At 67.0% G+C, this 16,055-nt stretch carries 19 protein-coding genes; 15 read left to right on the top strand and 4 right to left on the bottom strand.

What is annotated here, in order from left to right; all coding sequences use genetic code 11:
- Positions 1–28 precede the first annotated feature (28 nt).
- Complete coding sequence (gene phnF, locus U858_RS0111895) at positions 29–751, bottom strand: phosphonate metabolism transcriptional regulator PhnF (protein ID WP_025137379.1); 723 nt, start codon at positions 749–751, stop codon at positions 29–31.
- A gap of 184 nt (positions 752–935) precedes the next feature.
- Here phnF and phnG point away from each other — a divergent pair, with 184 nt between their 5' ends.
- The 8 genes from phnG to U858_RS0111935 all read left to right on the top strand — a co-directional run bounded on the left by phnG (position 936) and on the right by U858_RS0111935 (position 7,382).
- A complete protein-coding gene (gene phnG / locus U858_RS0111900) occupies positions 936–1,406 on the top strand; it encodes a phosphonate C-P lyase system protein PhnG (protein ID WP_025137380.1) in 471 nt (156 codons plus the stop codon).
- A gap of 1 nt (position 1,407) precedes the next feature.
- Positions 1,408–2,025 carry a phosphonate C-P lyase system protein PhnH gene (phnH, locus tag U858_RS0111905; RefSeq protein WP_025137381.1) on the top strand — a complete coding sequence of 206 codons (618 nt, stop codon included), beginning with the start codon at positions 1,408–1,410 and terminating at the stop codon, positions 2,023–2,025.
- Between the two features lies 1 nt (position 2,026).
- Positions 2,027–3,178 (top strand): carbon-phosphorus lyase complex subunit PhnI, encoded by a 1,152-nt coding sequence (locus U858_RS0111910; RefSeq protein WP_025137382.1) that lies wholly within the window; start codon positions 2,027–2,029, stop codon positions 3,176–3,178.
- Positions 3,175–4,065, top strand: coding sequence for an alpha-D-ribose 1-methylphosphonate 5-phosphate C-P-lyase PhnJ (locus U858_RS0111915; RefSeq protein WP_025137383.1), 891 nt, complete (start codon positions 3,175–3,177; stop codon positions 4,063–4,065). The genes U858_RS0111910 and U858_RS0111915 overlap by 4 nt, the downstream gene beginning before the upstream one ends.
- Entirely contained in the window at positions 4,062–4,838 is a 777-nt protein-coding gene (gene phnK / locus U858_RS0111920; protein ID WP_025137384.1) for a phosphonate C-P lyase system protein PhnK, read from the top strand. Before U858_RS0111915 ends, phnK begins: the two co-directional genes overlap by 4 nt.
- Positions 4,839–4,840: 2 nt before the next feature.
- Entirely contained in the window at positions 4,841–5,557 is a 717-nt protein-coding gene (phnL, locus tag U858_RS0111925; protein ID WP_025137385.1) for a phosphonate C-P lyase system protein PhnL, read from the top strand.
- 4 nt (positions 5,558–5,561) lie between these two features.
- On the top strand, positions 5,562–6,761 hold the full coding sequence (locus U858_RS0111930; RefSeq protein WP_025137386.1) for an alpha-D-ribose 1-methylphosphonate 5-triphosphate diphosphatase: 1,200 nt from the start codon (positions 5,562–5,564) through the stop codon (positions 6,759–6,761).
- Positions 6,762–6,947: 186 nt separating this feature from the next.
- A complete protein-coding gene (locus U858_RS0111935) occupies positions 6,948–7,382 on the top strand; it encodes a hypothetical protein (protein WP_025137387.1) in 435 nt (144 codons plus the stop codon).
- 72 nt (positions 7,383–7,454) lie between these two features.
- On the opposite strand, the gene U858_RS0111940 is transcribed toward U858_RS0111935, so the two are convergent.
- Positions 7,455–7,832, bottom strand: a complete 378-nt coding sequence (locus U858_RS0111940) for a hypothetical protein (protein WP_025137388.1) — start codon at positions 7,830–7,832, stop codon at positions 7,455–7,457.
- 175 nt (positions 7,833–8,007) lie between these two features.
- Positions 8,008–9,315: a dicarboxylate/amino acid:cation symporter gene (locus tag U858_RS0111945; RefSeq protein ID WP_025137389.1), complete on the bottom strand. Its 1,308-nt coding sequence runs from the start codon at positions 9,313–9,315 to the stop codon at positions 8,008–8,010.
- A gap of 307 nt (positions 9,316–9,622) precedes the next feature.
- Here U858_RS0111945 and U858_RS0111950 point away from each other — a divergent pair, with 307 nt between their 5' ends.
- Together U858_RS0111950 and fba are read left to right on the top strand one after the other, a co-directional pair.
- Positions 9,623–10,522, top strand: coding sequence for an SMP-30/gluconolactonase/LRE family protein (locus U858_RS0111950; RefSeq protein ID WP_025137390.1), 900 nt, complete (start codon positions 9,623–9,625; stop codon positions 10,520–10,522).
- A gap of 157 nt (positions 10,523–10,679) precedes the next feature.
- The gene (fba, locus tag U858_RS0111955; protein ID WP_025137391.1) at positions 10,680–11,744 is read left to right on the top strand and encodes a class II fructose-bisphosphate aldolase; all 1,065 of its coding nucleotides are present in this window, start codon (positions 10,680–10,682) and stop codon (positions 11,742–11,744) included.
- Between the two features lie 103 nt (positions 11,745–11,847).
- Here the strand turns inward: fba and U858_RS0111960 are convergent, their stop codons facing one another.
- Positions 11,848–12,303, bottom strand: coding sequence for a GFA family protein (locus U858_RS0111960; protein WP_025137392.1), 456 nt, complete (start codon positions 12,301–12,303; stop codon positions 11,848–11,850).
- 174 nt (positions 12,304–12,477) lie between these two features.
- On the opposite strand from U858_RS0111960, the gene U858_RS0111965 reads away from it, so the two are divergent.
- From U858_RS0111965 to U858_RS0111985, 5 genes are all read left to right on the top strand, one after another.
- Complete coding sequence (locus tag U858_RS0111965; RefSeq protein ID WP_025137393.1) at positions 12,478–13,359, top strand: phosphoribosylaminoimidazolesuccinocarboxamide synthase; 882 nt, start codon at positions 12,478–12,480, stop codon at positions 13,357–13,359.
- A 157-nt stretch (positions 13,360–13,516) separates the two neighbouring features.
- Positions 13,517–13,675, top strand: coding sequence for a DUF5993 family protein (locus U858_RS35905; RefSeq protein ID WP_025137394.1), 159 nt, complete (start codon positions 13,517–13,519; stop codon positions 13,673–13,675).
- An 11-nt stretch (positions 13,676–13,686) separates the two neighbouring features.
- On the top strand, positions 13,687–14,259 hold the full coding sequence (locus U858_RS0111975; protein ID WP_025137395.1) for a disulfide bond formation protein B: 573 nt from the start codon (positions 13,687–13,689) through the stop codon (positions 14,257–14,259).
- 74 nt (positions 14,260–14,333) lie between these two features.
- Positions 14,334–14,855: a 5-(carboxyamino)imidazole ribonucleotide mutase gene (purE, locus tag U858_RS0111980; RefSeq protein ID WP_025137396.1), complete on the top strand. Its 522-nt coding sequence runs from the start codon at positions 14,334–14,336 to the stop codon at positions 14,853–14,855.
- A gap of 5 nt (positions 14,856–14,860) precedes the next feature.
- Positions 14,861–16,051, top strand: coding sequence for a 5-(carboxyamino)imidazole ribonucleotide synthase (locus tag U858_RS0111985; RefSeq protein ID WP_025137397.1), 1,191 nt, complete (start codon positions 14,861–14,863; stop codon positions 16,049–16,051).
- The last annotated feature ends 4 nt before the right edge of the window (positions 16,052–16,055 follow it).

The following is a 16,055-nucleotide window of genomic DNA, read 5'->3' on the forward strand; positions in this document are numbered from 1 at the left end:
CACTGCCGCGGCCAAGGCCGCGGGAAATTCAGGTTTCGTCGGTCACCATCAATTGCACCAGGTCGCCGACGAAGCGGGTGATGCTGTATTGCAACGGCGCGCCGGCCTGGTCGATGTTCAGGGCTTCGACCTGCAGGATCGGGCGCGTCTTGGGCTGGCCCAGCAACCGCGCCACTTCGGGCGAGGGCAGGGCGGCGGTAATGCGCGACCACTTGCGGGTGTAGTCGCCGATGCCGTAGTGGGCATAGACCTTGGACACCGACTTCAAGGCGGTCAGGCGGTCGGCGAAATCGGGAAAGCGCTTTTCGTCGAAGTAGTGCTCGGACGCGCTGATGGGACGGTTTTCGGCCTTGCCCACCAATTGCACGCGCAACAGCGGCGCGGTGCGCGCCAGGCCCAGGTGCTTGGCCACGTCGGCCGCGCGCAGGGTCTGGCTGCCCAGGGTTTCCAGGTGGCCCAGCACGCCCTGGCTGCGCAGGTTTTCGGAAAAGCGGGTGCGCTTGCCGATCGCGTAGTCGATGGCGTGCTCTTGCACGAAGGTGCCGCGGCCCTGCTCGATGCGGACCAGGCCGCTTTGTTCCAGTTCGCCCATGGCGCGCCGGATGGTATGGCGATTGACGGAAAACTTGGCGGCCAGTTCGGGCTCGGACGGCAGCTGTTCGCCCGCCATGTAGAGCTTGTTGCGGATGTCGTCCGCCAAAGACTCGCCAATCTGCCGCCACACGGCAATGCCGGAACCTCTTTCAACCATGGGATGTGCTCGCGCTGTCATATCAGCTTCATCAAGAATGGCTGTGATTGTGCACCAAGCGGCGGGCGCGGGATAGGCGATGCGTCCCCGCCGCAACTGTCATCAAAAATTCACGCCAGGCTGTTGAACTTCGTTGTGAACGCGATCATACTCCATCCGGTCGTCTAGACGTTTAGAGGAAATAATGGATCATCGACACACAGCGCAAGGCGAGGCCAACGCGCAGCGGGCTGCCTGGATGCGGGTGCTGGCGTTGGCCGATCCGTCCATGCTGGACGGGGCTTTCGGCTCGCTGGGCGGCCTGCCGTCCCACCAGATGCTGCGCCCGGCGCAGACCGGCATGGCCATGGTGCGGGCCCGCAGCGGCGGCACCGGCGGACGTTTCAACCTGGGCGAAATGACGGTCACGCGGTGCGCCGTCAGCCTGGACAACGGCGTGGTCGGCATTGCCTACGTGCAGGGGCGCTCGCTGCGCCACGCCGAACAGGCCGCCGTGGCCGACGCCCTGCTGCAACTGCCCGACTGGCACGACACGGTGCAGGCCCAGCTGATCGGGCCGCTGGCGCGCGAACGCGCCGAACGCGTCGAGCGCCAGGCGCGCGTGGCTGCACAGACCAAGGTCGAATTCTTCACGATGGTGCGAGGCGAGGACTGACATGCAGCAACACATCACGAGCGCGGCGGCCGCCAGCCGCAAACTGCTGCCGGGCTTCGCGGACCCGGTGAACGACGCGCAGGCCACCTTCCGCACGGCACTGGACGCCATGGCGCACCCCGGCCGCGTCGTCGAAACGACTGCCGCCAGCGGTGTGCCCACCGGGTTGTCGCCCGCCTTGGCCGCGCTGCTCCTGACGCTGGTCGACGTCGACACGCCGCTGTGGCTGCCGGACGGCATCGATAGCGGCGTGCTGGACTTCCTGCGCTTTCATTGCGCCTGCCCGATCGTGCCGTCGCCCTCGCTGGCGCGCTTTGCGTGCGTGCCGGCGGGGTTTGCAGCGCCGGCCCTGTCGGCCTGCCATCCCGGCGACCCGGCGTACCCCGACCTGTCGACCACGCTGCTGATCGAAGTCGAATCGCTGGAATCGGGTGCCGAGGTCTCGCTGAGCGGCCCCGGCATCCAGACCCGCCAGGCGCTGCGCGCCGCCGGGTTGCCCGACGGTTTCTGGCGCCAATGGCGCCTGAACCATCAACGTTTTCCGCTGGGCGTCGACGTCTTCCTGACGCACGGGCGGCAATTGTGCGCGCTGCCCCGCAGCACGCGCGTGGAGAACTGACATGTACGTGGCCGTCAAAGGGGGCGAACGCGCCATCCTCAATTCCTATTGCATGCTGGACGACTACCGGCGCGGCGACCGCGCCGTGCCCGAGCTCAGCCTGGACCAGATCCGCGAACAGATGCCGCTGGCGGTGTCGCGCGTGATGGCCGAAGGCTCGCTCTACGATCCGCAACTGGCGGCGCTGGCGCTCAAGCAGGCCGCGGGCGACGTGATCGAAGCCGTGTTCCTGTTGCGCGCCTATCGCACCACCCTGTCGCGCTATGGCTATACGCAGCCGATCGACACGGGCCGCATGCGCCTGCAACGCCGTATTTCGTCCACCTTCAAGGACGTGCCCGGCGGCCAGATCCTGGGCCCGACCTACGACTACACCCAGCGCCTGCTGGATTTTTCGTTGGAAGCCGAGCGCCAGGCAGACGCCTTGCCGGCCGGCGACGAGCCGCTGGACAGCGCCATGCCGCGCGTGACCGACCTGCTGGCGCACGATGACCTGATCGATGCCGAAGCCATTCCCGACGGCGATCCGGAACCCTTCGACCTGACCCGCCAGCCGCTGGACTTCCCGGCCTCGCGCGCCGCGCGCCTGCAGAACCTGGCGCGCGCCGACGAAGGCTTCCTGCTGTCGATGGGCTATTCCACGCAGCGCGGCTACGGCAATACCCACCCCTTTGCCGCCGAGATCCGCTATGGCTTCCTGGAAGTCGAGATGCACATCGAGGAACTGGGGTTCGCCGTCACCGTGGGCGAAATCGAGATCACCGAATGCCAGATGGTCAGCCAGTTTTCCGGCAACGGCGAAGAAGGCCCCAAGTTCACCCGCGGCTACGGCCTGACCTTCGGCTACGGCGAGCGCAAGACCATGTCGATGGCGCTGGTGGACCGCGCCCTGAAGGCCAAGGACCTGGGCGAACGCGCCGATTCCCCGGCCAACGACCACGAGTTCGTGCTGTATCACAGCGACAACGTCGAGGCCTCCGGTTTCGTGCAGCACTTGAAGCTGCCGCACTACGTCGACTTCCAGGCCAACCTGGAACTGCTGCGGCGCATGCGCGCCGAGCGCGCCGCGCCGGGCTCGGCATCTGACCCTGCATCCGATCCCGCGCTTGCCCCCGACACCACCCGCCAGCTGGACGAGGCCGTTGCCCCATGAATGCCACCCCCACCTCCGCCGCCACCGTCGCGCGCGACGACCACTACAACTTCGCTTACCTGGACGAATCCACCAAGCGCATGCTGCGCCGCGCGCTGCTCAAGGCCGTGGCCATTCCGGGCTACCAGGTGCCGTTCGGCAGCCGCGAGATGCCGCTGCCTTACGGCTGGGGCACGGGCGGCATCCAGGTCACCGCGGCCATCATCGGCCAGGGCGACGTGCTCAAGGTCATCGACCAGGGTTCGGACGACACCACCAACGCCATCAACATCCGCCGTTTCTTCGGCCGGGTGACCGGCGTGGCCACCACCGAATCCACCCGCGCCGCCAGCATCGTGCAGACCCGCCACCGCATCCCTGAAACGCCGCTGGCGGCCGGGCAGATCATGGTGTTCCAGGTGCCGATTCCCGAACCGCTGCGCTGGCTGGAACCGAGCGAAACGGAAACCCGCACGATGCACGCGCTGGCCGAATACGGCGGCATGCACGTCAAGCTGTACGAAGACATCGCGCAGCATGGCCACATCGCCACCACCTATGACTACCCGGTCATCGTCAACGACCGCTACATGATGCGGCCGTCGCCGATCCCCAAGTTCGACAACCCCAAGCTGGACAACAGCCCGGCGCTGATGCTGTTCGGCGCGGGCCGCGAAAAGCGCGTCTATGCCGTGCCGCCCTACACGCGGGTCAAGAGCCTGGACTTCGAAGACCATCCCTTCACCGTCGAGAAGTGGTCGGAATGCTGCGACGTGTGCGGCTCGCGCGACAGCTTCCTGGACGAGATCATCCTGGACGATGCCGGCACGCGCCGCTTCGTCTGCTCCGATACCGAATACTGCAACGACCGCCAGGCGCAGCAACATCCGAAAGAGGCCACCGCATGAACGCCCAACCTTTGCTTTCCGTGCGCGACATGACGCGCACCTGGGACGGCGTGCACGGCTGCCGCAACGTCAGCTTCGACCTGTTCCCGGGCGAAGTGCTGTGCGTGGTGGGCGAGTCCGGTTCGGGCAAGAGCACCTTGCTGTCGGCCGTGTCGTACCAGACCCCGCCGGACTCGGGCAGCGTCTGGTACGACACCCGCGACCAGGGCTTCACCGATCTGGCCGGGCTGCAAGGCGCGCGCCTGCGCCTGCTGTCGCGCACCGACTGGGGCTTCGTGCGCCAGAACGCGCGTGATGGCCTGCGCATGCAGGTCAGCGCGGGCGCCAACATCGCCGAACGCCTGATGGCCGTGGGCGACCGCCACTACGGCGACCTGCGCCAGGCCGCGGGCAGCTGGCTCGAGAAAATGGAGATCGACGCCGGCCGCCTGGACGACGCGCCGGCCGCGTTTTCGGGCGGCATGCAGCAGCGCCTGCAGATCGCCCGCAACCTGGTGACTCATCCGCGCCTGGTCTTCATGGACGAGCCGACCGCCTCGCTGGACGTCTCGGTGCAGGCGCGCCTGCTGGACCTGCTGCGCCAGCTGGTGACCGACCTGGGCCTGGCCGCGATCGTGGTGACCCACGACCTGGCGGTGGCGCGCTTGTTGGCGCACCGCACGCTGGTCATGCGCGGCGGCGAGGTCGTGGAAAGCGGCCTGACCGACCAGATTCTCGACGACCCGCAGCATCCCTACACCCAGTTGCTGGTGTCTTCCATTTTGCAGAGCTGACCATGACTGTAGCGACTCCCATGATCGAGGTGCGGGGCCTCGGAAAGATGTTCACCCTGCACAACCAGGGCGGCATTCGCCTGCCGGTGCTGGACGCGGTGGACTTCGACGCCGCCGCGGGCGACTGCCTGGTGCTGGCCGGCCCGTCGGGTACCGGCAAGAGCACGCTGCTGCGCTGCCTGTATGGCAACTACCTGGCCACCGAAGGCAGCATCCGCGTGCGCGCCGGCAATGATTGGGTGGAACTGGTCGGCGCGCCCGAACAGCGCATCCTGGCGCTGCGGCGCGATGTCATCGGCTACGTCAGCCAGTTCCTGCGGGTGATTCCGCGCGTGTCGGCGCTGGACGTGGTGGCCGAGCCGCTGCGCATGGCCGGCACCGACGCCGAAGAAGCCCGTGCCCGCGCCGGTGCCATGCTGCGGCGCCTGAACGTGCCGGCCCGCCTGTGGGGCCTGGCGCCGGCCACGTTCTCGGGCGGCGAGCAGCAGCGGGTCAACATCGCCCGCGGCTTCATTGCGCAGCACCCCATCTTGCTGCTGGACGAACCGACCGCCTCGCTGGACGCCGACAACCGCGCCGTGGTGGTCGAACTGATCCGCGAAGCGCGCGCCGCCGGACGCTGCCTGCTGGGCATCTTCCACGACGCCGAAGTGCGCGACGCCGTGGCGACCCAGGTCCTGGCCTTGCGCCCTGCGCAGGCCGCCGTCGAATTGGAGTGACCCCATGCAAAGCATCTACCTGACCCACGCCCGCGTCGTGCTGCCGGACCGCGTGCTGGAAGACAGCGCCGTCCTGATCGACGATGGCGTGATCGTGGCCATCGCCCCTGACGGCGCCCGCGCCGACCAGGAAATCGACCTGCGTGGCCAGACGCTGGTGCCGGGGCTGATCGACCTGCACTGCGATGCCATCGAGAAAGAAGCCGAGCCGCGCTCGAAAGTGCTGTTTCCGCTGGATTTCGCGGTCGCCCAGGTGGACCGCCGCAACGCCGCGGCGGGCATCACCACGCCCTACCATGCACTGTCGTTTGCCAACAGCGAGTCGGGCGTGCGCAACAACGAAACCGCGGCCCAGGTGGTGCGCAGCGTGCGTGCGTTCCGCTCGCACAGCCTGGTCGACAACCGCGTGCATTGCCGCTACGAAGTTACCGACGCCACATCGCTGCCGGTGTTGCAGGCGCTGATGGACGAGGGCGCGGTGGACCTGCTGTCGGTGATGGACCATTCGCCGGGGCAAGGCCAGTTCAAGACGCTGGAGTCGTACCTGCAATACATGATCGGCAACCACGCGATGAGCCGCGAGCAGGCCGAGGAGGCCGCCCGCGCCAAGACCCGTTCCAAGGACGGTGCGGTGCAGCGGGTGGAAACGCTGCTGGCGCATGCGCACGGCCTGGGCATTCCCACGGCCAGCCACGACGACGATTCGATCCACCGCATCGCCACCATGCGCAACCTGGGCGTGTCGATGAGCGAATTCCCGATCACGCTGGACACGGCGCGCGCCGCGGTGTCTTGCGGCCTGCCTACCATCCTGGGCGCGCCCAACGTGCTGCGCGGCAAGAGCCAGAGCGGTTCGATGCGGGCCATCGATGCGATCCGTGCGGGCGTGGCCAGTTGCCTGTGCTCGGACTACCAGCCGTCCACGCTGATCGCCGCGGCCTTCGCGTTGGCCGCGCAGACCGATCTGACGCTGCCGCAGGCCATGGCGCTGGTGACGGCGAATCCGGCCGACGCCTGCGGGCTGTCCGACCGCGGCCGCATCGCGGTGGGGCTGCGCGCCGACCTCGTGGCGGTGGCGCAGGTGGGCGCGCTGCCGCTCATCAGCCATGCCTGGAGCGCGGGCCGGCTGGTGTTTTCGGCCCACTACCCCGCGTCCCGGCCGACGATGCCGGCGGCCGAGCCGCGCGGCCTCGTTGCCGCCTGATCGCCGCCTGATCTCAGCCCGATCGCCCCGCGGCCCGGGCACGCGTCTTTTTTGCGCCTGCGCAAGGCTCGGCGCGCAAAAACATCGCTGCCGGGCAAGCGGGCGTCGCGCGCATCTGGTTAAATGGGCGGATGACGAGGCGGCCCCGGCTTGCGGGGCCCGTCTTCCCTTTTTCCGGAGCGCGCGATGGCACGATTCAATTTCACCCAAGACCCCGAAGAACCCGATCTCTGGGCCGCGGAAAACGTGCCCGTGGGCGGCAGCCGCCCGCCTATCCACGTGATGATCCAGACCGACGGCGAAGAACCCGACAGCGGCGCCTCGAAAGTGGTCAAGGCCATCATCGACAACCTCGATGACCACGTCCTGACCGCTGCCGAGTTCCTGCTCGACAACTACTCGTACGAACACTACAAGAAGCTGGGCATCGAAGACGACCAGCTGCTGGCCGAAGAAACTGCCGAAGCCATGGCCGAAAAGGCCGTGCTGCGCGCGCTGTGGCTGTTCGACGAAGATGGCGACGGCTATGAACTCTGGTTCACGCTGCCCTGGGACCCGGTCCACACCTACGACGTGGAATTCGAAGACGGTTCGCCCGTCTCGTGTTCGGTCAACGACTGATCCCGCACCAGAAACGCCCCGCCCAGCGGGGCGTTTTTGCATCGGCGGCGCAAGGGCGCCCCGCCAGGGCCTTCAGGGCATGAGCTCGTAGCGGGTCGCGCGGGCCTCGCCCAGCGATTCGTCGTAGCGATAGCGCAGCGTCAATGGCTTGCCCCGGCGTACCGCCGACGCCTCGACGTTGTCCAGCGCCACATCGACCTGCCGGCCGACGAATTCGGTGCAGTCGGTATCGGCGCGCGCGCCTTCGGGAATGTCCGCCGCCTTGACCTTCAACTGGAACAGCACTTTCGATAGCTCGGTGCCATCGGTGCGGTATTGGCGCATGGTGACGGGCAGGTTGACGACGGTGCCGGACAGATCGCACGAGATGCGGGTCCAGGCATGTGCGCTGGGCAGCGCGGCCATCAGCGCCGCCGCGGCAAGCGCGGTGCGCAAGCGTGGGAATTTCATGGCGTATGCAATGGGCGCGGCGGCCAGGCGCGGCGCCCGTAAGGGGCCAGGGGGCTTTTATGTTGCGCCGGTCGCGCGCCCCGGTCAAGGCGCAACCGGCGGCAAAAAAAAGCCCCGCAACAGGTTGCGGGGCCTTCTTTGTCTTTCAGCGATGCGTCAGTGAAACGCGTCGGCGTCAGGCATCGCGCGTGGCGGTCTGGCTCGGCTGGGAAGCGTCCGTCAGCGGCTGGCCGACATCGGCCTTGGGCGCCAGGTCTTCCTCGTTGCCTTCCATCTTGGCGATGACGGCGGTGGCCAGGCTGTTGCCGACCACGTTGGTGGCCGTGCGGCCCATGTCGAAGAACTGGTCGATGCCCATGATCAGCAGCAGGCCGGCTTCGGGCAGGTGGAACATCGGCAGCGTGGCCGCCACCACCACCAGCGAGGCGCGCGCCACGCCGGCCATGCCCTTGCTGGTCACCATCAGCACCAGCAGCAGGGTGAGCTGCTGTGAGAAGCTCATGTCGATGTTGTAGGCCTGCGCGATGAACAGCACGGCGAACGACTGATACATCATCGAGCCGTCCAGGTTGAACGAATAGCCCAGCGGCAGCACGAAGCCCGAAATGCGCTTGGACACGCCGAAACGCTCCAGCGCCTCGATCGTCTTGGGGTAGGCCGATTCGCTGCTGGCGGTGGAAAAGGCGAGCAGGGTCGGTTCCTTGATCAGCCCGCCCAGGCGGAAGGTGGACTTGCCCAGGAACAGGTAGCCCACGGCAAACAGGATGGCCCACAGCAGCGCCAGGCCCAGGTAGAACTCGCCGATCAGCTTGCCGTAGCTGACCAGCACGCCCAGGCCTTCGGTGGTGATGGCGGCGGCCATGGCGGCGAACACGCCCAGGGGCGCGAAGCGCATGACGTAGTCGGTCACGCGGAACATGATCTTGGCCAGCTCGTCGATCATGTTGTAGATGGTGTTGTGGCCCTTGCCGCGAATGAACGACAGCGCCGCGCCGAAGAACAGCGAGAACACCAGGATCTGCAGGATCTCGTTGTTCGCCATGGCTTCGGCGATGCTCTTGGGGAACACGTGGGCGATGAAGGCCTTGAGCGTGAAGTCGCCCGTTTTCAGGCCGGCGGTGGCGGCCGCGTCCGGCAGCGCCAGGTTCAGGTGCGCGCCGGGCTGGAAGATGTTGACCAGCGCCAGGCCCAGCAGCAGCGAGATGGCCGAGGCGGCGATGAACCAGAACATGGCGCGCAGGCCGATGCGGCCCACGGCGCTGGCGTCGCTCATGCTGGCCAGGCCCGACACCAGCGTGGCGAACACCAGGGGCGCGATGATCATCTTGATCATGCGCAGGAAGATGTCCGTGATCAGGCTGAAGTACGAGGCGATTTCCTTGGCCTCTTGCGCGTTCTGCGCGTACTTGTTGCAGAAATAGCCCACCACGACGCCCAGCACCATGGCGATGCCGATGTAACGCGTCAGCTTCTTAGTATTCATCTTCTAAAAACGGAAAACAGGGACTCTATCGGTCGGCCGGTGGCCTTACCCGCCGGCACGGGGCGGGGCGAATCGGTCCAATGACGGATATGCCGGAGGGCGCCCGGAGCGGCACGGGTTAACCCTTGGGGCGCGATGTTAACGCCGCGAACCTGACAGTTAGTTGTCAGGTTGGGGACGGATCGGCACAATCGAACCCGGGCCGCCGGACATGCCAGAATGGCAACACCCGGGGTCCGCCGCCAGCCGGCGGGCAACCGGGAAAAAGGGGCCGCCCAGGTCCGATACCTATATAGGAGACAGAGCTATGCCGAAACGCGAATTGTCCGTCCTGGCGTCCGGGTACACCTACCTGGAAGGCCTGCGCTGGCACGACGGGCGCCTGTGGGCGTCGGACTTCTACACCGGCCAGGTGATCGCCGTGGACCTGCAAGGTCGCGTCGAGGTGATCTGTCGGGTGTTGCAGCAGCCCTCCGGCCTGGGCTGGCTGCCCGACGGCCGCCTGCTGATCTCGTCCATGAAAGACCGCAAGCTCCTGCGCCGCGAGGCGGACGGCACGCTGTCGCAGCATGCCGACCTGTCTGCCCTGACCGGCGGGCCCATCAACGATCTGGTGGTGGATGACCAGGGCCGGGCCTACGTGGGCAACTTCGGCTTTGACCTGATGGCCGGCGAGCCTTTCGCCACCACCACGCTGGTGCGGGTGGACACGGACGGCGTTGCCCAGGTGGTGGCCGACGGGCTGTGGTTTCCCAACGGCTCGTTCATCACGCCCGATGGCAAGACCCTGATCGTCAACGAAACCTTCGGCAACCGCATCTCGGAATTCGACATCCTGGCCCATGGCGCCCTGGGGCCGCGGCGCGACTGGGCCCATTTCGGCGCCTTGCCCGATTCCAACGACCTGTCGGTGCTGATCGCGGCCTCGGCCATCGGGCCCGACGGCGGCGCGCTGGATGCCGAGGGCGCCCTCTGGGTGGCCGACGCCATCGGCAAGCGCATCGTGCGGGTCGCGCGCGGCGGCAAGATCCTGGAACAGATCGATACCGGCGAATTCGGCATCTTCGCCGCGGCGCTGGGCGGCCCGGACGGTAAGACGCTGTTCATGGCGGCCGCGCCTGATTTCATCGAGGCCAACCGCCGGGCCAGGCCCGAAGGGCGGATCCTGATGACGCAGGTGGACGTGCCGCACGCGGGCCGGCCCTAGGACGGGCTGGCAAGCGGCCCAGTCAGACGGCCGGTTTAGTCCTGGTGGATAGGGATACCGGCCGTTTCAAGACCTTTCTTCGATTCCCCCGTAAAATCTCGCCATTCGGCTCGATTTCAACCATCTTTCAATCCACAGTACCTAAGGAGGACCACTCATGGCCCTAGTCTCCATGCGCCAGTTGCTCGACCACGCCGCCGAGCACGGCTACGGCATTCCGGCTTTCAACGTCAATAACCTGGAACAGGTCCAGGCCATCATGGAAGCCGCGGCGGAGACCGACAGCCCGGTGATCATGCAGGCTTCGGCCGGCGCCCGCAAATATGCCGGCGAAGGCTTCCTGAAGCACCTGATCCAGGCCGCCGTTGAGTCCTACCCGCACATCCCCGTGGTCATGCACCAGGATCACGGCCAGTCGCCCAAGGTCTGCCAAGGCGCCATCGACCTGGGCTTCTCCAGCGTCATGATGGACGGCTCCCTGAAAGAAGACGGCAAGACCATCGCCGACTACGATTACAACGTCGACGTCACCAAGAAGGTCGTGGACATCGCCCACAAGCTGGGCGTCACGGTCGAAGGCGAACTGGGCTGCCTGGGCTCGCTGGAAACCATGGAAGGCGACAAGGAAGACGGCCACGGCGCCGACGGCAAGCTGACCATGGACCAGCTGCTGACCGACCCGGAACAAGCCGCCGACTTCGTGCGCCGCACCCAGCTGGACGCCCTGGCGATCGCCATCGGCACCAGCCACGGCGCCTACAAGTTCACGCGCAAGCCCACCGGCGACATCCTGTCGATCGCCCGCATCAAGGAAATCCACGCTCGCCTGCCCAACACCCACCTGGTGATGCACGGCAGCTCCAGCGTGCCGCAGGAACTGCTGGCCGAGATCCGTGAATTCGGCGGCAACATGAAGGAAACCTACGGCGTGCCCGTCGAGGAAATCCAGGAAGCCATCAAGTACGGCGTGCGCAAGATCAATATCGACACCGATATCCGTCTGGCCATGACTGGCGCGATCCGCCGCTTCTTTGCCGAGAACCCCGAAAAGTTCGACCCGCGCGAATACCTGAAGCCGGCCCGCGCCGCCGCCAAGGCGATCTGTGTGGCTCGCTACACCGAATTCGGTACCGCCGGCAACGCCAGCAAGATCAAGGCCTTGCCGCTGACCGACATCGCCGCCCAGTACGCTTCGGGCAAGCTGTCCCAAGTGGTGCAGTAAGCCGCTGGCCGGCCGGGTGGGGCGCCTTTCGGGGCGGCCACCGGCCGGAACCAGGCGAAAAAAGGCGGGCCCCGGTGGGCCCGCCTTTTTCTTGCGCGTCGCGCTAGGCCGACGGCGCGTTCTTGGGAAAGTGCGGCACCGACTTGTCCATGTGGTGCCAGGACGGGGCCGAATCGGTCCATAGGCTGACGCGGGTGTGGAAGGCCTCGGGGTCGTCCAGCGAACCGGCCCGCACCACTTCATAGGTGGTGCTGTCCGAGCCGCCGAACAGCGGCGTGCCGCAGTCCGGACAGAAGCTGCGCATCACGATGTGGCCGGAATCGCTCTTGTAGCGGTGTTCGCGCGGCTGGCCGCGCAGCAGAGTGACCGAGCCGGCCGGGAAGATCAGCGCGTGGGCCGGCGCGCCGCCGCTGGAATACTGGCAATCGCGGCAATGACAGGTGGCGGCCATGATGGGCTCGTCCGTCACCGCGAACCGCACGGCGCCGCACTGGCAACCGCCGGTCAGGTGAACCTGCGCGTCGGCGTGGGACGCGCGTTTTAAGGATGCTTCCTGCATACGACTTTGTCTCCTCCAGGTGAAAAGGGGGCGCCGTGACGCGAGTTCGCGGCCGGCGCATCATTTGGAATGCAGCCAGACTAACCCGGGGTCCGCGACCCGGCAAGACGGACCTATTTGCAGTAACCTATGCGCTTTCTTGCGCCCTCATTTTTGCCATAGGCCATTTTTCCCGTGACTTCTGCTTTGCATCAATCCAGCATCAAGTCCTTGCCGCTGCTGGGCCGCGGTAAGGTCCGCGACATGTACGCCGTGGGCGACGACAAGCTGCTGATCGTCGCCTCGGACCGCATCTCGGCGTTCGACGTCATCCTCGACGATCCCATCCCCGGCAAGGGGCAGGTGCTGACCGAGCTGACCGAGTTCTGGCTGCAGAAGCTGGCCCACATCCTGCCGAACCACTCCACCGGCGTGAAGCCCGAAGACGTGGTGGCGCCCGACGAAGTCGACCAGGTGCGCGGCCGCGCCGTGGTGGTCAAGCGCTTGAAGCCCATCCTGGTCGAAGCGGTGGCCCGCGGCTACCTGATCGGTTCCGGCTGGAAAGACTACCAGGCCACCGGCGCCATCTGCGGCATCAAGCTGCCCGCCGGCCTGCAACAGGCCAGCCAGTTGCCCGAGCCCATCTTCACGCCTGCGGCCAAGGCCGAATTCGGCATGCACGACGAAAACGTCGACTTCGCCCACGTGGTCAAGGAAGTCGGCCAGGAAATGGCCGAACGCATCCGCGACGTCACGCTCAAGCTGTACGCCGAAGCCGCCAAGTTCGCCGCCACCAAGGGCATCATCATCGCCGACACCAAGTTCGAATTCGGCCTGGACGACGATGGCACGCTCTACCTGATGGACGAAGTGCTGACCCCGGATTCCTCGCGCTTCTGGCCCGCCGACGGCTACCGCGTGGGCATCAGCCCGCCGTCGTTCGACAAGCAGTTCGTGCGCGACTGGCTCGAAACCCAGACCTGGGACAAGACCCCGCCGGCCCCGCGCCTGCCCCAGGACGTGCTGGAAAAGACCGCCGCCAAGTACCGCGAAGCGCTGGATCGCCTGATCGCCTGATCGCGCGCGCCTGGTCACCCCGCAACCCGCCCGATTTCTGGGCGGGTTTCTTTTTGTCCGCGATGGCCGATCGATCAGGGAAATCCCTGTTTTTCGGTAAGAATTATTGCTTATTGTTACGTTATACTCGCCGCGGACATAGAGACGGGAGCTGCGCATGACAATGATGTTGCCTTTCCTGACCGGATTGGTCGCGGTGTGGTTCGGCATGCTTGGCAAGCGCCGTCCCTGCGTGGCGTTCTGGCTGATCACCCTGCTGGTGTTCGCCGCCTGGTGCCAGTTCCACATGACCAGCCCGCTGGCGCTGTCGCTCTAGGCTCCCCTGACATGATCTTCACCCGCCATCCCGCGCGCGGCTCGCGCGTGCTCAACGGCCTGGCCCTGCTGGGCGTGACCGTCATCCTGGGCCTGGCGTTCGCCTGGCAGTTCGCCTACGACGAGCTGCCGTGCCCGCTCTGCCTGCTGCAGCGGGTGGCCCTGATGCTGGCCGGCGTCGGGCTGCTGCTGAACCTGCGGCTGGGGCCGTCGCCCATGCACTACGCCATGACGATCGCGGCCTCGCTGGGCGGCATGGTGGCCTCGGGCCGCCAGGTGCTGCTGCACATCGCGCCGGGCGACCCCGGCTACGGCACGACGCTGCTGGGCCTGCATTTCTATACCTGGGGGTTCATCGCCTTTGCCGCGCTGATCGTCTTCTGCGTGGTGATGCTGTCGGCCGACCGCAAATGGGGCGACAACGTGCTCAAGCGGCCGGTCTCGGCATTGGGCGTGGTGGTCATGGCCCTGTTTTTCATCATGGTGCTGGGCAACCTAGGCAGCACCACGCTGCAATGCGGTTTCGGGCCTTGCCCGGACAACCCCACCAGCTATCTCTGGCTGGGTTCCGCCGATCCGTCGTAAGGGTGCCGCCGACGCCGGGTAAAATACCGGGTTTCGCGGTTTCGCCGCGGCCATCCAACTACTCGACATCGGTTATGACAGCCAAGACTTCCGCAGCGGCAGACGCCACCCCCGTGGTGGGCGTGATTATGGGTTCTTCCAGCGATTGGGAGGTCATGAAGCACGCCGTCACCATGCTGGAAGACTTCGGCGTGGCCTATGAAGCTCGCGTGATCTCCGCGCACCGCATGCCGCAGGACATGGCCGAATACGGCGCCGCGGCGTTCGAGCGCGGCCTGCGCGGCATCATCGCCGGCGCCGGCGGCGCGGCGCACCTGCCGGGCATGATGGCGGCCCTGACCGAAGTGCCGGTGTTCGGCGTGCCGGTGCCGTCCAAGTACCTGCGCGGCGAAGACTCGCTGTTGTCCATCGTGCAGATGCCCAAGGGCGTGCCGGTCGCCACCTTCGCCATCGGCGAGGCCGGCGCCGCCAACGCCGCACTGCACCTGATCGCCACGCTGGCGGGCACCGACGCGGGCCTGCACAAGAAGCTGGTGGCGTTCCGCGCGCGCCAGACGCAGGCCGCGCGTGACATGAAGGTTCCGCCCGAGGCCTGATCCGAATGACGCAATCGACTGCTTTCTCCATCGCACCCGGCGGCTGGCTTGGCCTGCTCGGCGGCGGCCAGCTGGGCCGCATGTTCTGCCACGCGGCGCAAAGCCTGGGCTACAAGGTCGCGGTGCTGGACCCGGCCGCCGAATGCCCCGCGGGCATGGTGGCGGACCTGCACATCCAGGCCGCCTACGACGATGAGGCCGGCCTCGAGCGCCTGGCCAGCACCTGTCAGGCCGTCACCACCGAATTCGAGAACGTGCCGGCCGCCAGCCTGCGCGCGCTGGCCACGCGCTGCCGCGTCAGCCCGGCCGCCGATGCGGTGGCGATCGTGCAGGACCGCATTTCCGAAAAGAGTTTCATCGCCGGCCAAGGCATCACGGTGGCGCCGCACGCGGCCATCCGCAGCGAAGCCGACCTGCATGCCGCGCCCGATGCGCTGTTCCCGGGCATTCTCAAGGTGGCCCGGCTGGGCTACGACGGCAAGGGCCAGGCCCGCATCGACACGCGCGAAGCCGCGCTGGCCGCCTTCGCCGAATTCGGCGGCGTGGCCTGCGTGCTCGAAGCGCTGATGCCGCTGGACTACGAAATCTCGGTCGTGATCGCGCGCGGTTTCGATGGCGCGAGCGTGGTGTTCCCGGTGGCCCGCAACGTGCACCGCGACGGCATCCTGGCCGTGTCCACTGCGGCGCCGGTCAAGCAGGATGCTGCCCATGCCGAACGCCAGGCGCGCGCCACCGAGGCCGCGCAAGCCATCGCGCAGGGCCTGGGCTATCACGGCGTCCTGTGCGTGGAATTCTTCGTGTTGCAGGACGGCAGCCTGATCGTCAACGAGATCGCGCCGCGTCCGCACAACAGCGGCCACTACACCATGGACGCCTGCGTCACCAGCCAGTTCGAGCAGCAGGCGCGCGCCATGGCCGGCCTGCCGCTGGGCAGCACCGACCTGCTGGCGCCGGCCGTGATGCTGAACATCCTGGGCGACATCTGGTATCCGTCGGCCACCGGCGATGCGCAGCGCGAACCCGACTGGGCCGCCGCGCTGGCCGTGCCCACCGCCAAGCTGCATCTGTACGGCAAGCGCGAAGCGCGCCGTGGCCGCAAGATGGGCCACGTCACCATCGTCGCTGCCAGCTTGCGCGAAGCGCAGGCCGACGCCGCGCGCGTGGCCGCCGCGCTGGGCATGCAAGCGCCCGAGTAACGCC

Origin of the sequence: Achromobacter sp. DH1f (genome assembly GCF_000633435.1) — a bacterium.
GTDB lineage: Bacteria > Pseudomonadota > Gammaproteobacteria > Burkholderiales > Burkholderiaceae_B > Achromobacter > Achromobacter deleyi.

Excerpts from the sequence above, each read along its gene's own strand:
- phnF (WP_025137379.1), bottom strand. The coding sequence starts at position 751 with ATGGTTGAAAGAGGTTCCGGCATTGCCGTGTGGCGGCAGATTGGCGAG.
- phnG (WP_025137380.1), top strand. The coding sequence starts at position 936 with ATGGATCATCGACACACAGCGCAAGGCGAGGCCAACGCGCAGCGGGCT.
- phnH (WP_025137381.1), top strand. The coding sequence starts at position 1,408 with ATGCAGCAACACATCACGAGCGCGGCGGCCGCCAGCCGCAAACTGCTG.
- U858_RS0111910 (WP_025137382.1), top strand. The coding sequence starts at position 2,027 with ATGTACGTGGCCGTCAAAGGGGGCGAACGCGCCATCCTCAATTCCTAT.
- U858_RS0111915 (WP_025137383.1), top strand. The coding sequence starts at position 3,175 with ATGAATGCCACCCCCACCTCCGCCGCCACCGTCGCGCGCGACGACCAC.
- phnK (WP_025137384.1), top strand. The coding sequence starts at position 4,062 with ATGAACGCCCAACCTTTGCTTTCCGTGCGCGACATGACGCGCACCTGG.
- phnL (WP_025137385.1), top strand. The coding sequence starts at position 4,841 with ATGACTGTAGCGACTCCCATGATCGAGGTGCGGGGCCTCGGAAAGATG.
- U858_RS0111930 (WP_025137386.1), top strand. The coding sequence starts at position 5,562 with ATGCAAAGCATCTACCTGACCCACGCCCGCGTCGTGCTGCCGGACCGC.
- U858_RS0111935 (WP_025137387.1), top strand. The coding sequence starts at position 6,948 with ATGGCACGATTCAATTTCACCCAAGACCCCGAAGAACCCGATCTCTGG.
- U858_RS0111940 (WP_025137388.1), bottom strand. The coding sequence starts at position 7,832 with ATGAAATTCCCACGCTTGCGCACCGCGCTTGCCGCGGCGGCGCTGATG.
- U858_RS0111945 (WP_025137389.1), bottom strand. The coding sequence starts at position 9,315 with ATGAATACTAAGAAGCTGACGCGTTACATCGGCATCGCCATGGTGCTG.
- U858_RS0111950 (WP_025137390.1), top strand. The coding sequence starts at position 9,623 with ATGCCGAAACGCGAATTGTCCGTCCTGGCGTCCGGGTACACCTACCTG.
- fba (WP_025137391.1), top strand. The coding sequence starts at position 10,680 with ATGGCCCTAGTCTCCATGCGCCAGTTGCTCGACCACGCCGCCGAGCAC.
- U858_RS0111960 (WP_025137392.1), bottom strand. The coding sequence starts at position 12,303 with ATGCAGGAAGCATCCTTAAAACGCGCGTCCCACGCCGACGCGCAGGTT.
- U858_RS35905 (WP_025137394.1), top strand. The coding sequence starts at position 13,517 with ATGACAATGATGTTGCCTTTCCTGACCGGATTGGTCGCGGTGTGGTTC.
- U858_RS0111975 (WP_025137395.1), top strand. The coding sequence starts at position 13,687 with ATGATCTTCACCCGCCATCCCGCGCGCGGCTCGCGCGTGCTCAACGGC.
- purE (WP_025137396.1), top strand. The coding sequence starts at position 14,334 with ATGACAGCCAAGACTTCCGCAGCGGCAGACGCCACCCCCGTGGTGGGC.
- U858_RS0111985 (WP_025137397.1), top strand. The coding sequence starts at position 14,861 with ATGACGCAATCGACTGCTTTCTCCATCGCACCCGGCGGCTGGCTTGGC.